The 13,622-nt window shown below is 68.2% G+C and carries 14 protein-coding genes; 8 read left to right on the top strand and 6 right to left on the bottom strand.

The window, feature by feature from the left end:
• Window positions 1-21: 21 nt before the first annotated feature.
• Both AC5Y6Y_RS04585 and AC5Y6Y_RS04580 read left to right on the top strand, forming a co-directional pair.
• Window positions 22-1,167: an SPFH domain-containing protein gene (locus AC5Y6Y_RS04585; RefSeq protein WP_463825098.1), complete on the top strand. Its 1,146-nt coding sequence runs from the start codon at window positions 22-24 to the stop codon at window positions 1,165-1,167.
• A 9-nt stretch (window positions 1,168-1,176) separates the two neighbouring features.
• Window positions 1,177-1,542 (top strand): DoxX family protein, encoded by a 366-nt coding sequence (locus AC5Y6Y_RS04580; RefSeq protein WP_463825099.1) that lies wholly within the window; start codon window positions 1,177-1,179, stop codon window positions 1,540-1,542.
• A 35-nt stretch (window positions 1,543-1,577) separates the two neighbouring features.
• Here the strand turns inward: AC5Y6Y_RS04580 and AC5Y6Y_RS04575 are convergent, their stop codons facing one another.
• Complete coding sequence (locus AC5Y6Y_RS04575; RefSeq protein ID WP_473139605.1) at window positions 1,578-2,036, bottom strand: hypothetical protein; 459 nt, start codon at window positions 2,034-2,036, stop codon at window positions 1,578-1,580.
• Between the two features lie 130 nt (window positions 2,037-2,166).
• Here AC5Y6Y_RS04575 and AC5Y6Y_RS04570 point away from each other — a divergent pair, with 130 nt between their 5' ends.
• Both AC5Y6Y_RS04570 and AC5Y6Y_RS04565 read left to right on the top strand, forming a co-directional pair.
• Window positions 2,167-2,886, top strand: a complete 720-nt coding sequence (locus tag AC5Y6Y_RS04570; protein ID WP_473139606.1) for a response regulator transcription factor — start codon at window positions 2,167-2,169, stop codon at window positions 2,884-2,886.
• The gene (locus tag AC5Y6Y_RS04565; protein WP_473139607.1) at window positions 2,883-4,391 is read left to right on the top strand and encodes a HAMP domain-containing sensor histidine kinase; all 1,509 of its coding nucleotides are present in this window, start codon (window positions 2,883-2,885) and stop codon (window positions 4,389-4,391) included. The genes AC5Y6Y_RS04570 and AC5Y6Y_RS04565 overlap by 4 nt, the downstream gene beginning before the upstream one ends.
• Here the strand turns inward: AC5Y6Y_RS04565 and AC5Y6Y_RS04560 are convergent.
• Together AC5Y6Y_RS04560 and AC5Y6Y_RS04555 are read right to left on the bottom strand one after the other, a co-directional pair.
• Window positions 4,346-4,732, bottom strand: coding sequence for a type II toxin-antitoxin system death-on-curing family toxin (locus AC5Y6Y_RS04560; RefSeq protein ID WP_473139608.1), 387 nt, complete (start codon window positions 4,730-4,732; stop codon window positions 4,346-4,348). The genes AC5Y6Y_RS04565 and AC5Y6Y_RS04560 overlap by 46 nt on opposite strands.
• Window positions 4,729-4,926: a hypothetical protein gene (locus AC5Y6Y_RS04555; protein ID WP_463825105.1), complete on the bottom strand. Its 198-nt coding sequence runs from the start codon at window positions 4,924-4,926 to the stop codon at window positions 4,729-4,731. Before AC5Y6Y_RS04555 ends, AC5Y6Y_RS04560 begins: the two co-directional genes overlap by 4 nt.
• Window positions 4,927-5,086: 160 nt before the next feature.
• Here AC5Y6Y_RS04555 and AC5Y6Y_RS04550 point away from each other — a divergent pair, with 160 nt between their 5' ends.
• Window positions 5,087-5,491, top strand: coding sequence for a hypothetical protein (locus AC5Y6Y_RS04550; protein WP_473139609.1), 405 nt, complete (start codon window positions 5,087-5,089; stop codon window positions 5,489-5,491).
• 26 nt (window positions 5,492-5,517) lie between these two features.
• Here the strand turns inward: AC5Y6Y_RS04550 and AC5Y6Y_RS04545 are convergent, their stop codons facing one another.
• Complete coding sequence (locus AC5Y6Y_RS04545; protein WP_473139610.1) at window positions 5,518-6,567, bottom strand: Gfo/Idh/MocA family protein; 1,050 nt, start codon at window positions 6,565-6,567, stop codon at window positions 5,518-5,520.
• Window positions 6,568-6,585: 18 nt separating this feature from the next.
• Between AC5Y6Y_RS04545 and AC5Y6Y_RS04540 the strand changes: the two genes are divergently transcribed.
• Window positions 6,586-7,599 carry an NAD(P)-dependent oxidoreductase gene (locus AC5Y6Y_RS04540; RefSeq protein WP_473139611.1) on the top strand — a complete coding sequence of 338 codons (1,014 nt, stop codon included), beginning with the start codon at window positions 6,586-6,588 and terminating at the stop codon, window positions 7,597-7,599.
• A gap of 3 nt (window positions 7,600-7,602) precedes the next feature.
• Here AC5Y6Y_RS04540 and AC5Y6Y_RS04535 read toward each other — a convergent pair whose 3' ends face one another.
• Together AC5Y6Y_RS04535 and AC5Y6Y_RS04530 are read right to left on the bottom strand one after the other, a co-directional pair.
• Complete coding sequence (locus AC5Y6Y_RS04535; protein ID WP_473139612.1) at window positions 7,603-8,508, bottom strand: S1 family peptidase; 906 nt, start codon at window positions 8,506-8,508, stop codon at window positions 7,603-7,605.
• A gap of 32 nt (window positions 8,509-8,540) precedes the next feature.
• Window positions 8,541-9,320, bottom strand: a complete 780-nt coding sequence (locus AC5Y6Y_RS04530; RefSeq protein WP_473139613.1) for a TVP38/TMEM64 family protein — start codon at window positions 9,318-9,320, stop codon at window positions 8,541-8,543.
• Window positions 9,321-9,501: 181 nt separating this feature from the next.
• Here AC5Y6Y_RS04530 and mutA point away from each other — a divergent pair, with 181 nt between their 5' ends.
• Complete coding sequence (gene mutA, locus AC5Y6Y_RS04525) at window positions 9,502-11,361, top strand: methylmalonyl-CoA mutase small subunit (RefSeq protein ID WP_473139614.1); 1,860 nt, start codon at window positions 9,502-9,504, stop codon at window positions 11,359-11,361.
• Between the two features lies 1 nt (window position 11,362).
• Window positions 11,363-13,618, top strand: coding sequence for a methylmalonyl-CoA mutase (scpA, locus tag AC5Y6Y_RS04520; RefSeq protein ID WP_473139615.1), 2,256 nt, complete (start codon window positions 11,363-11,365; stop codon window positions 13,616-13,618).
• Window positions 13,619-13,622 lie beyond the last annotated feature (4 nt).

The raw sequence follows: 13,622 nt of genomic DNA, 5'->3' as shown, positions 1-13,622 counted from the left end.
CGACCGACTGAAGGAGTTCCGGTGGAAGGTGCGGTGACCGGCCTGGTCCTGCTGGCCGTCCTGGTGGTATTCGCCATCATCATCGTGGCCAAATCGGTGGCCCTGATACCGCAGGCCGAGGCTGCGGTCATCGAGCGACTGGGCCGGTACAGCCGCACGGTCAGCGGCCAGCTGACGTTGCTGGTGCCGTTCATCGACCGCATCCGGGCCCGCATCGACCTGCGTGAACGGGTGGTGTCCTTTCCGCCGCAACCGGTCATCACCGAGGACAACCTGACGCTGAACATCGACACCGTCGTCTACTTCCAGGTCACCGTCCCGCAGGCGGCGGTCTACGAGATCAGCAACTACATCGTCGGTGTCGAGCAGCTGACCACCACCACGCTGCGCAACGTGGTCGGCGGCATGACCCTCGAGCAGACCCTGACCTCCCGCGACCAGATCAACGCCCAGCTGCGCGGCGTGCTGGACGAGGCGACCGGCCGCTGGGGGCTGCGGGTGGCGCGGGTGGAGCTGCGCAGCATCGATCCGCCGCCGTCGATCCAGGCGTCGATGGAAAAGCAGATGAAGGCCGACCGGGAAAAGCGCGCGATGATCCTGACGGCCGAGGGCACCCGGCAGGCGGCGGTAATGCAGGCCGAGGGGCAGAAGGCGGCGCAGATCCTGGCCGCCGAGGGTGCCAAGCAGGCCGCGATCCTCACCGCTGAGGCCGATCGGCAGTCCCGGGTGCTGCGCGCCCAGGGTGAACGCGCCGCCGCCTATCTGCGGGCGCAGGGGCAGGCCAAGGCCATCGAGAAGACGTTCGCCGCGATCAAAGCCGGCCGACCGACCCCGGAGATGCTGGCCTACCAGTATCTGCAGACGTTGCCGGAGATGGCGCGCGGCGACGCCAACAAGGTGTGGGTGGTGCCCAGCGACTTCAACGCTGCGCTGCAGGGCTTCACCAGGTTGCTCGGCAAACAGGGCGAGGATGGGGTGTTCCGGTTCGAGCCGTCCCCGGTGGACGACGCGCCGCGGCACTCCGCGGACGACGACGACGCAGAGGTGGCGGACTGGTTCACCACCGGCAGCGATCCGGCGATTTCCCAGACGCGCGCCGCCACCGATGTCCTGCCGCTGCAGCCCGGTCAACGCCCGGTGGATGGGCCGCCGGAGCTGCGTCAATAGGATTGCCGGATGAGCACTTTGACTTCACCGAAGACCTACGCCGGACTGGCTGCGTTCCACGCCCTGGACGCGGTGTTGTGCGCGGTCGAGGCGCCGCCCATCAAGAAGGCGCTGGACACCGTCCAATGCCCGGAGAACGTGCGCCCGGTGTTGCCGGTGGTGAAGGTGGCCGCCGCCGTCGGCCTGGCGTCGGTGAACCGGTTTCCGGCGCTGGCTCGGCTGACCACGGCGATGCTGACGCTGTATTTCACATTGGCGGTAGGCGCGCACCTGCGGGTGCGGGACACGGTGGCCAACACGTTGCCGGCCGCGTCGTTCCTGGCGTTGGTCCTGGCGATGACGGTCAAGGGGCCGGACACCGCCGACGCTTCGTAGCCTCGCGGTGTCCGCGCCCGCGACCGAAAGCCGTGCTAGCGCGGAGCAGTCGGCGATGCGCTGGGCCCCGCGGAAGGCGATGCCGGTGGCTGACCCGGCCCCGGTGGCTGCTGCCCGGCCGGCCCACCCGGCCCAGCAGGTCCCATTGGGGGCGGCCCGCCCGGGAACGGCGGCGGCAGCATGCCGTGTGGACCGCCCATCGGGCCTTTACCGCCGGCCATCGGACCGCCCGGTCCGCCGGGACCGGGGAAACCCATGTGCGCTGCGCCGGGTGGCGGTCCGAAGCCTGGTGGCGGCGGTGGAGGTCCGAAGAAGGTGATCGCCAGCACGGCGGCTCCCGCGGTGAACATCGAACCGATCAGTCCACCCAGCAGTCCGGCGCCGAACAGCGCGCCGAGGGGAAAGCGCCGTTTCTGCGCCGCCGCCGGAGCAGCAGCGGGCGGCGGAGCGACGACTGCCTCGTCGCTCGGTGTCGTGGTGTGGTCGGAGGTCATGGGGACTCCTCGGGTCGTTGGTGCGTTGCTGGACGCGACGGTAGGAGCCGAACTTGAAGCAAAGCTGAAGATTGCCGGAGCCGGCCCGGCGCAGTCCGGACCAAGCAGCGTCGTGTGAACAATGGGGGGCATGACTCGCGCCGATCGCACCGGTAGCAGGACCGGCCAATTCAGCGTCGGCACCCCGCGGGTGTTGGTGGTCGAGGACTCCGAAACGATTCGGGTGATGGTCAGCGAGGCGCTGTCCGACGTCGGTTATCACACCGACACCCGTTGTGACGGAAACCGATTGGAAGAGGTGCTGGAAGGTCTGCGGCCCGATCTGGTGGTGCTTGACGTGATGTTGCCGGGCCGGGACGGATTCGAACTCATCGACGTCGTGCGGCAGTGGGGCGACATCGGCATCGTCTTGATCACCGCCCGTGACGGCCTGCCGGACCGGTTGCGCGGCCTGGACGGGGGCGCTGACGACTACGTGGTCAAACCTTTCGAACTGGCCGAGCTCGTCTCTCGGGTCGGGGCGGTGTTGCGGCGACGGGGACGGCTGCCCACCGTGGTCCAGTTCGGTGACGTGATCCTCGACGTCGACGCAGGCGTTGCGGCGCGCAACGGTCACCCGCTGGACCTCACCGCCACCGAGCTGCGGCTGCTGACCTTCCTGGTGGAGCAGCGCGGGCGGATCGTCAACGCCAACCAGATACTCAGTGCGGTGTGGGGATACGACGCCTACGACCCGAATCTGGTGCAGGTGCACGTCAGCGGGCTGCGGCGCAAACTCGAGGCGCACGGCCCGCGGATTCTGCAGACCGTTCGCGGCATCGGTTACCGCCTGCAGCCACCGCAATCGTGACGGGCACGGTCACGCCCACCCCGTCGCTGCGGCGACGGGTGGTGCTGCTCGTCGTGGCGCTGCTGGCGGTGCTGCTGGTCGTGCTGGGCGTGACGGTCGATATCAGCCTGCGCGTCCAGGCGCGGCACAACCTGAACGAACGGCTGCTCGCGGCGACGTCGCGAGTTGATGCTCTGGTCGCCGCCCACACCGCGCCGGATCTGATGGCCGCGCAGTTGAATGGTGGCAGCGTGCGCGCATTGATCGTGACGGCCGATGGTGTCACCTATGGCGATCCGGGCATCAGCCCCGACACTAGAGCGGGTTCTACTGTGCCGCCGCCCTTTCCGCCGCCGCCGGTGCACCGGCCGGGGCCGCCGCCGTCGGGCAGGCCGCCGCTGCCGCCGGGCATGTTGCCGCCGCCGCCACCGCCTAGCGGCACCCCTGCTGACGCGAGTGCGACCGTGGTGGTGCACCCGCTGCCCGACGGCGCCCGCTTGATCCTGGTCGCCGACACCACCCAGACCACGCAGGTGACCCGTCAGCTGCGCCAGCTGATGATCGGCGCCGGACTGGCGACGCTGGTGTTGGCTGCACTGTTGCTGGTCGTCGTCAGCCGGACCGCGCTGCGGCCGCTGGACGGGTTGACTGCGCTGGCCAAGGACATCACCACCGGTGACCGCGGCCGGCGGCTGCGGCCGTCGCGCACCGATACCGAATTAGGCCGCGCTGCAGACGCTTTCGATGGGATGCTGGATGCGCTGGAGGATTCTGAGTTGCGCGCCCGGCAGGCCGCCGAGGCCGCGCAGCGCGCCGAAACGGCGACGCGGCAGTTCCTTGCCGACGCCGCGCACGAGCTGCGCACCCCGATCGCGGGCATCCAAGCCGCCGCCGAGCAACTCGCCGCCCACGAGACCGGCTCGGAGTCCAGCGCGCAGCTCCGGCGGGCCGCCTTGTTGCAGTCCGATGCCCGACGGGCCGGTCGGCTGGTTGCCGACATGCTGGATCTGAGCCGCATCGACGCCGGCTTGACGCTGGACGTCCGGGAAGCCGATCTGGCTGCGATCGTCGAGTCCGAAGTGCAGCGCGCCGCCATGTTGGCGCCGGCGGTCTCGGTGCGGCGCACCGGGGTGTCCGAGCTCAACGTGACGGCGGACCCGACCCGGGTGGCGCAGATCCTGTCCAACCTGCTGGACAACGCGCGGCGGCACACGCCGGCGGGTGGCTCGATCACCGTCGAACTCGGTGCCGATCCGGGCGCGGCGACGGTGACCGTCACCGATACCGGGCCCGGCGTTCCCGACGACGAGCGGAACCGCATCTTCGAGCGTCTGGTCCGGCTGGATGCCGACCGTGCCCGCGACCACGGCGGGGCGGGACTGGGACTGTCGATCGCCCGCGCGCTGGCCCGGGCCCACGGCGGCGACCTGGTGTGCCTGCCCCACGACGGGGGTGCACAGTTCCGGCTCAGCTTGCCAAATTACCTTGTCAGGTCGGCAAATTCAGGTAACCGGGCGGCTATCTGATCCCATGTCAATTGGTTGCCCGCTATCGCAACCACGAATTGCTCGGCGGCATCGACATCCAGGTCAGTCGAAACCCGATAGCCGTTCAGGCCGAGGAGGAGCCAGCAGGCCGCCCAACCGGTGCGCTTGTTCCCGTCGGCCAACGATTGTGTCGTCACCAGTGAGTGCAGCAGCGCTGCCGCTTTATCCCAGACCGACGGATATGCATCTGTACCGAAAACCGTTGCCGCAGGGCGCATCAGACTGGATTCGAACAGACCGGGATCACGCACCAACGGCCGAAAGCCGCAGGCGTACTCCGCTGCGATCAAGACCTCGTCGGTGCTCGGGAAGTCCGTCACGCCAAGCGGCGGTTCAGTTCGGCGGAGCGCTGAGCTATCTCCTGACTTAGAGCACGTATCCGGCCTTCGCGATCGACCGCCTTGGCCAGGATCGCCTGTTTCGCGAACGCCCGCATGGAGGTCCCTGTGCTGCTTGCCGCCGCACGTACGGTTGCCAGTTCCTCTTCGGAGAATTCGACATTCAACGCTGGCATGGTTGACCCCCAATTACTTGGTACTACGAAGGTACCAGATTTGGTACCTGGGCAACGAGCGGCCAAATGGGGGCGGGGCTCCAGGCATGGACGGCAACGGTGGCGCGGGTGGCCAGGCGGCGCGGGCGGAGCGTTTGCCAGCGGCGGCGCCAATGGAGCGGTGCTCGGCAATGGCGGCATCGGCGGAATGGGTGGCGCCGGTGGCAACGCCGGCTATCTGTTCGGCCACGGTGGGAATGGTGGTGTCGGTGGTGCTGGGGGTGGCGGTTCGGCTGGCGAGGGTACTGGCGGCACCGGTGGCTCGGGAGGTCTGTCCGGGCTCTTTGGTGACGGTGGCGTCGGGGGAAGCGGGGGAACGGCGTTCAGCGTTGCCGGCACTGGGGGCACCGGAGGCAACGGCGGCAACGCTCAGCTGCTAGGCAACGGCGGCAACGGCGGCAACGCTCAGCTGCTAGGCAACGGCGGCAACGGCGGCAATGCGGGCACCGGACTCTGCCGTCGGGCTCCGGGAGTCGGCGGCAGCGCCGGGCTGCTGTTCGGGCTGGCTGGGATCAGTGGCAGCTGACATCGGTTCCCGTTGCCTGCAGCCAGTTAGAGCTGCACCCACTCGCCGCGAGCTGCAGAAGTCAGCACCGCCTCGGTGAGAACCGCTGCGCGATAACCATCTTCGAACGTCGGCAGCCCGTCCGGCGCCCCGCCCCGAATGGCCGAGTACACGTCGGCGACGAAAGCGTCGAAGCAGTCCTGATATCCCTGCGGGTGGCCGGCCGGAACCGTCGAGAGCCGCACCGCGTCGGCGGCGGAGAAACCGGCGCCGCGCTCCAGCAGCGTCGAACCCTCGGCTCCGCCGACCCAAAGCCGGTCGGATCGCTCCTGCTCGAAGCCGAAGGCAGCGCGTTCGGTGTCGACGTACAACTCGAGTCGGTTCTTGCGACCCCAGGACACCTGGCTGACGTTCATCGATCCGATCGCGCCGTCGGCCGTGCGGAACAGCAGTGCTGCAAGGTCTTCCGTCGGCTGCGACGCCTGGCGGTCGTGGACCGTTGACGTCATAGCCGACAACGCGACGATGCGGTCGCCGGTGACGAACTCGGCAAGATCGCACCAGTGGACTCCGATGTCGGCAAACGCCCGCGAGGGTCCCCCCGATGCCGGATCGACGCGCCAGTTGGACGCCCCCGCATCGCCCAGCCAATCCTGCAGGTACCCACCGTGGATGAGAAAGATGCGTCCGCTGTCGCGCAACCTGGCGCGCATTTCCCGCACCGACGGGTAGAACCGATACGCGAACGGCACCGCGTGCACCACCCGTCGCGCCTTCGCCTCGGCAAGCATGGCGGCGGCTTGCGCAGTGGAAACGCCGATGGGTTTCTCGCAGATCACGTTGGCGCCAGCGGCCAGAGCAGCTGAAACCTGTTGGGCGTGAACGGCATTCGGGGTACAGACGTGTACTAGGTCGGCATCGCCAAGTAGGTCGTGCGGCGACGACGACGATGCGGCCACACCCCACGCGTCGGCGGCACGGGCCGCGCCCTCTTCGGTGCGACCCACCACCCCGACGACGACGCCGCCGGCCCGGCGCACCGCCCTGGCGTGAACGGCGCCGATGAACCCGGTCCCGATGATCACCGAACGCAGCATCGAGGCGATACTACGGATGTGCCTGATGCCCGTCCGGTCGTAGTCCTTTCGGCTGCGCCGCGAGCGATCGATCAGCTTTTCCGGCCGGGCAGGTTCGAGGCGCTCGAGGCGGATTTCGAAGTCATTGTCGACGATGGCTTTACCCGGCTCGACGAGTTGCTGCCCGAGGTTTTCGCGATCGTCGGTCAGCCCGACCTGCCCCGGGAACGGCTGGTCCGCGCCGAGAAGTTGCGGGCACTGGTGAACGTCGAGGGGAATTTCTTTCCCAATGTGGACTACCCGGTGTGTTTTGCGCGCGGGATTCGGGTGCTGGGGTGTGGTCCGGTGTACGCGCAGCCCGTCGCCGAGTACGCGCTGGGTCTGGCGCTGGATTTGTGTCGGGGAATCAGCCGGGAGGACCGCGCTTTGCGGGCCGGCACGGAAAGCTGGAGTGCCGAGAGCACCGCGGACTCGATCCTGCTGTCCGGTGCGGACGTCGGCCTGATCGGTTTCGGCTTTCTCGGTCGCGCACTGCGCGCGCTGCTGGTTCCGTTCCATCCGGTGCTGCGCTGCTTCGATCCGTGGCTGCCCGACAGTGTGATCCGCGAGCATCAGATGATTCCGGCCGAGCTGAACGAGGTGCTGGCGCGCAGTCAGGTCATCGTCGTGCTGGCCACGGTCACCAGCGAGAGCGAACATCTGCTCGGCGCGGCGGAGTTGGACACCATTTCGCCAGGTGCCCGGGTCGTGCTGGTCAGCCGCGCCGCCGTCGTCGACCTCGACGCGCTGCTGGACCGCGTGGCGGACCAGCGGTTCCTCGCCGCCGTCGACGTGTGGCCCGACGAGCCGCTACCAGCTGACCACCGCGCCCGCGGCATCGAAGGGCTGGTGCTGTCCGCACACCGTGCGGGCGGGATCGCCAGCGCCTTTCATGACATCGGCGAACTGGTCATCGACGACCTGCGGCTGATCAAGGCCGGCCTGCCGCCGGTACGGTCGCAGCTCGCCGCACCGGAGTTGGTGGGCCGGTACCGCAACCGCCCGGTGGGTTGAGTCTCAGCCCGTCACCACACTGAGACCCCACTGCTCCAGCCACGGCCGCACCAATTCGGCCACCGAAAACGTTGCCGGCGTCGAACATCCGGGATTGGGGTCGTTCTGCCGTCCGCCGCGGATGTGGATGCCGACCGCCGCTGCGCCGTCCCGACGAATGAGGTAGACCGGGCCGCCGGAGTCGCCGCACTGACTGGCGGCCAGGAACACCACCTTGCTGTCGGTGACATCGGTGATCTGTCCGCATTCCACCCGGCCGGTCTTCATGCCGAATTTGCACAGCTGCTGGCCGAGCTGCAGTTCGTCGGCGACGCCACTGACCGGCATCGAGGCGGTGATCGCCGCCGTCTGTGGCACCTTGTCGGCTTCGAGGGTGATCAGCCCGATGTCATGGTCTTCGCCGCGGGTACCTTCGCTGACCGTCTGGGTGAACGTGCCCACGGTCACGTACGACTCGGCGGCGGAATTGATGCTGACTTTGCTTGTCTCGCCGGGCTTGTTGCAGTGACCGGCAGTGAGCAACGCCCGCTGGCCGGTGTTGGTGTGCACCAAAAATCCTGCGGTACAGGCCATTCCGCCGGTGCCGTCGGCGTAGCTGACCGCGATCGCGGTGCCCGGGCCGACGGTGGCTGCGGCCGGCAGCGGGAACGGGATGCGGATGGGCGGCTCGGATGCCCGGAGGATCGGTGTCCTGGGGCCGGGCAGGAACATCGCGCACACGAAGGAGGCGGCGCTGAGGAGCGCGAAGAACGACAGTCGCCAGCTGTGGAAGCGCCGGTCGCGGGTATGGCGCCAGGAGGCCAGCACCGGCCAGGCCGCCACCACCAGGCACAGTGATGCTCCGGCGGCGAGAGCGATGGTGCGCACCAGCGATGCCTGTGGTGACAGGTTCGCGAAGGCACCGACCATGACGTCGATCTTTCAGGTAAAGCCGAGCGTGCTCAAACCGAGCGCGCCGGCTCCGCGTCGACGGCGGGCGGCGGCGTTTCGAACGCCGGCCCGGGGTGCGCGGCATGCTGCTGGCGGTATTTGCGCACCTCGTAGATCAGCCCGCACATGCCCAACGCCCCCGTGCACACCGACACCAGCACCAACAGTGGGTTGCCGTCGCCGGCGAATGCGTTGCCCAGGATCACCACGGCGGCGGTGCCGGGCAACAGCCCGGCGACGGTGGCCCAGGTGTAGGGCAGCACCCGTACCGCGGAGGCGCCGGCGGCATAGTTGATCGCCGCGAACGGCACGGCGGGGATGAACCGCAACGACAGGATGGCCAGCCAGCCTCGTTCGCGCAGGCGCTCATCGAGTCGCGCGATCGCCCGCCGGTGATCCAGCCGCTTCAGCCGCCACCCGATGGCCCGCACCAGCAGCAGCGCCAGCACAGCGCTGGCGGTGCTGGCGCTCACCGCGATGGCCACCCCGAGCGCCGTCCCGAACAGCAGTCCAGCCGCGATGGTGAACGCGGTGCGGGGAAACGGCGCCACGGTCACGACGGTGTGCACGAGCAGGAAGGCGAACGGAAACCACGGCCCCACCGATCGCGCCCAGTCGCGCATTTCCAGCGCGGTGGGCAGCGGAACCAGCAACGCCACGGCCACCAGGGCTGTGATTCCCACCACGGTGAAAATCAGCCGCAGCCGCGAGGTCTGCCGCACCGCCTCAGCCATCGCCGTCGCGACACCGCGCACGGTATCGACGGTTTTGCAGATGAGGGGGGCCGGCATGATTTCCAAGGGTACGGGGCGCAGGTGAATACCGAGTTGCCCTCGGCTGGCGTTTCGCGGCACACCGCGGTGCAGATAGTCGCACCACGATTCCTCTTTTGCGGTGCAAATCAACTAGCGTAATTTGCGAGTTGCACCCCCTCAGACAACCCCAACAGTGCTGGGAAAACAGGAGCAATCGGTGTCCATTGACGTACCCGAGCTGGCGGACCTGGAACAGGTTCGCGGCCGTTGGCGCAGTGCCGTCGCCGGTGTGCTCTCCAAGAGCACCCGCACCGACCCGGCCGAGTTGGGTGACGAGCCCGAACAGCGCCTGGAAACACCCACCTACGACGGTTTCGTGATCCGGCCGCTCTACACCGCCTTTGATGAGCTTCCGGAACCGCCGCTGCCCGGCCAGTGGCCGTTTCTGCGCGGCGGCGACCCGACCCGCGACGTCAAGTCCGGGTGGAAGGTCGCAGAGGCCTTCCCGCTGCCCGGCCTGGCCGTCGAGGAGGCCAACTCGGCGCTGCTGGCCGCGCTCGGCGAAGGGGTCAGCGCGCTGCTGATCCGGCTGGGGGAGTCGGGGGTGGCTCCGGACCAGCTCGAAGCGCTGCTCGACGGTGTGTACCTGAGCATGGCGCCGGTGATCCTGGACGCGGGGGCTGATTTCGTTGCCGCCGCCGACGTGATGTTGCGACTGGTGGATGCGGTCGACGAGGACCAGCGCGCCACCGTGTCGGTGGATCTGGGCGCCGACCCGCTGACCGCGACGCTCAGCGACCGCACCGCCCCGCCGATCCAGGACGTCGTCACGGTTGCTGGGTGGGCTGCTGGCAAACCCGGGGTGCGGGCCGTCACGGTTGACGGCCCCGCCTTCAACAACGCGGGCGCGACCGCGGCCTGGGAGCTCGCGGCCACCATCGCTGCTGCGGTGGCCTATCTGCGGCTGCTCACCGAATCCGGCCTGTCGGTCCCAGATGCGTTGCGGCAGATCAGCTTCCGGCTCGCCGCCGACGACGACCAGTTCATGACGCTGGCCAAGATGCGCGCCGTGCGTCAATTGTGGGCGCGGGTGGCCGAGGTCGCCGGCGATCCGGACGGAGGCGCGGCGGTGGTGCACGCCGAAACGTCGCTGCCGATGATGACCCAGCGCGATCCGTGGGTGAACATGCTGCGCAGCACGTTGGCGGCCTTCGGCGCGGGTGTGGGTGGGGCGGACACCGTACTGGTGTACGCATTCGACGTGGCCATCCCGGGCGGCTGGCCGGGCACCGCCACCAGCTTCGCGCGCCGCATCGCCCGCAACACCCAGTTGCTGCTGCTCGAGGAATCGCACGTCGGCCGGGTGCTGGACCCCGCCGGCGGGTCCTGGTTCGTCGAAGACCTCACCAAGCAGCTGGCCGAGCGGGCCTGGCAGCACTTCCAGTCCATCGAGTCCGAGGGCGGATTCGTCGACGCCCAGGATTACCTCAAAGGTCAGTTGGACGAGCTCGCCGCAAAACGGGCCGACGACGTCGCGCACCGCCGCATCGCGATCACCGGCGTCAACGAGTTCCCGAACCTCGGTGAAGCGCCGCTGCCGCAAGGTGACTCGCTGGGGCGCGCCGGTCATGTCGTGCGTTACGCGGCCGAATTCGAGGCATTGCGGGATCGTTCCGACGTTTACTTCGCCGAGCACGAGGTGCGGCCACAGGTGCTGTTGCTGCCGCTGGGGCCGCTGGCCGAACACAACATCCGCACCACCTTCGCCGCCAACCTGCTGGCCTCCGGCGGCATCGAGGCGGTCAATCCGGGACCGCTGGATGCGGCCGGGGTCGCGGGAGCCGTTCAGGAAGTGGGTTCGCTGAAGGCGGTGGTGATCTGCGGCACTGACAAGCGCTACGCCGACGATGCATCCGAGGTGGTGGCCGCCGCGCGCGACGCTGGCGTCGAGCGGGTGTATCTGGCCGGGCCGGATAAGGCGGTGGCCGAGGCCGAGCACCGACCGGATGAGTTTTTGACTCTGAAAATCAATGCGGTGCAGACACTTTCGGATCTGCTGACTCGATTGGGGGCTTAGCATGACCACGACGGTTCCCTCGATTGGCAGCTTCGCCGACGTCCCACTGGAAGGCGATAAGGACGTACCGAAACCCACCGCGGAGGCGGTGAACGAGTACGTCGAAGCGGCCGCCAAAGCGCACTGGTACACCCCCGACCAACTGCAGTGGCAGACGCCGGAAGGCATCGACGTCAAGCCCGTCTACATCGCTGAGGACCGCCGGGAGGCCGGGGAGGCCGGCTACCCGCTCAACAGCTTCCCTGGTGAGCCGCCATTTGTGCGCGGGCCGTACCCGACGATGTACGTCAACCAGCCGTGGACCATCCGCCAGTACGCCGGCTTCTCCACGGCGGCGGAGTCCAACGCGTTCTACCGGCGCAACCTGGCAGCCGGCCAAAAAGGTTTGTCCGTCGCCTTCGACCTGGCCACCCACCGCGGGTACGACTCCGACCACCCGCGCGTGCAGGGTGACGTCGGAATGGCCGGTGTGGCAATCGATTCCATTCTCGACATGCGGCAGTTGTTCGACGGCATCGACCTGTCGACGGTGTCGGTGTCGATGACCATGAACGGTGCGGTGCTGCCGATCCTGGCGTTGTACGTGGTGGCCGCCGAGGAGCAAGGGGTGCCGCCGGAGAAGCTGGCCGGCACCATCCAGAACGACATCCTCAAAGAGTTCATGGTGCGCAATACCTACATTTATCCGCCCAAGCCGTCCATGCGGATCATCTCCGACATCTTCGCCTACACCAGCGCCAAGATGCCGAAGTTCAACTCCATCTCGATCTCCGGCTACCACATCCAAGAGGCCGGGGCCACCGCGGATTTGGAGCTGGCCTACACGCTGGCCGACGGCGTCGAGTACATCAAGGCAGGCCTGGACGCTGGGCTGGACATCGACAAGTTCGCCCCGCGGCTGTCCTTCTTCTGGGGCATCGGGATGAACTTCTTCATGGAGGTGGCCAAGCTGCGGGCCGGGCGGCTGCTGTGGAGCGAACTGGTCGCCAAGTTTGACCCGAAGAGCGCCAAATCGCTGTCGCTGCGCACCCATTCGCAGACCTCGGGCTGGTCGCTGACGGCGCAGGACGTGTTCAACAACGTGGCTCGCACCTGTATCGAGGCAATGGCCGCCACCCAGGGCCACACCCAGTCGCTGCACACCAACGCCCTGGACGAGGCACTGGCGCTGCCCACCGACTTCTCCGCGCGCATCGCCCGCAATACCCAGCTGGTGCTGCAGCAGGAGTCGGGCACCACCCGGCCGATCGACCCGTGGGCAGGTTCGTACTACGTGGAGTGGCTGACCCATCAGCTCGCGCAGCAGGCCCGTGCCCACATCGAAGAAGTTGCCGAGCACGGCGGCATGGCCCAGGCGATCGGCGAAGGCATCCCCAAGCTGCGCATCGAGGAGGCCGCCGCGCGAACCCAGGCCCGCATCGACTCCGGCCAGCAGCCGGTGATCGGGGTGAACAAATACCAGGTAGAAGAGGACCAGGAGATCGAGGTCCTCAAGGTAGAAAACAGCCGGGTGCGTTCTGAGCAGCTGGCGAAGTTGAAGGATCTGCGGGCGAACCGGGACGCTGAGGCGGTCGAGGCGGCACTGGCCGAGCTGACCCGGGCGGCGTCGGCGTCCGGACCTGCGGGTGAGGACGGGTTGGGCAACAACCTCATGGCACTGGCGATCAACGCGGCCCGGCACAAGGCCACCGTGGGGGAGATCTCCGACGCCCTGGAGAAGGTCTACGGGCGCCACCAGGCTGAGATTCGCACCATCGCGGGGGTCTACCGCGACGAAGTTGGAAAGGCGCCCAACATCGCTGAAGCCACTGAACTCGTCGAAAAGTTCGCCGAGGCCGACGGCCGCCGGCCCAGGATCCTGATCGCCAAAATGGGCCAGGACGGCCACGACCGCGGACAGAAAGTGATCGCCACCGCGTTCGCCGACATCGGGTTCGACGTCGACGTGGGTTCGCTGTTCTCCACCCCCGAAGAAGTGGCCCGGCAGGCTGCCGACAACGACGTGCACGTGGTCGGGGTGTCCTCGCTGGCTGCGGGACACCTGACGCTGGTGCCGGCGCTGCGCGACGCGCTGGCCGAGGTGGGGCGCTCCGACATCATGGTGGTGGTCGGCGGGGTGATCCCGCCCGGAGATTTCGACGAGCTGTACGAGGCCGGGGCTGCGGCGATCTTCCCGCCGGGGACGGTGATCGCGGACGCGGCAATCGGGTTGCTGCAGAAGCTGGGCGAACGCCTGGGATACGAACTAAGCGAATGACCTG

This window comes from Mycobacterium sp. NGS24 (assembly GCF_059813065.1).
Note: the sequence above shows the minus strand (reverse complement) of the source record. Positions and strands in the feature narration are given on the sequence as shown.

Coding starts and splice junctions, on each gene's coding strand:
- AC5Y6Y_RS04580 (WP_463825099.1), top strand. CDS start 1,177: ATGAGCACTTTGACTTCACCGAAGACCTACGCCGGACTGGCTGCGTTC.
- AC5Y6Y_RS04575 (WP_473139605.1), bottom strand. CDS start 2,036: ATGACCTCCGACCACACCACGACACCGAGCGACGAGGCAGTCGTCGCT.
- AC5Y6Y_RS04570 (WP_473139606.1), top strand. CDS start 2,167: ATGACTCGCGCCGATCGCACCGGTAGCAGGACCGGCCAATTCAGCGTC.
- AC5Y6Y_RS04555 (WP_463825105.1), bottom strand. CDS start 4,926: ATGCCAGCGTTGAATGTCGAATTCTCCGAAGAGGAACTGGCAACCGTA.
- AC5Y6Y_RS04545 (WP_473139610.1), bottom strand. CDS start 6,567: ATGCTGCGTTCGGTGATCATCGGGACCGGGTTCATCGGCGCCGTTCAC.
- AC5Y6Y_RS04535 (WP_473139612.1), bottom strand. CDS start 8,508: ATGGTCGGTGCCTTCGCGAACCTGTCACCACAGGCATCGCTGGTGCGC.
- AC5Y6Y_RS04530 (WP_473139613.1), bottom strand. CDS start 9,320: ATGCCGGCCCCCCTCATCTGCAAAACCGTCGATACCGTGCGCGGTGTC.
- scpA (WP_473139615.1), top strand. CDS start 11,363: ATGACCACGACGGTTCCCTCGATTGGCAGCTTCGCCGACGTCCCACTG.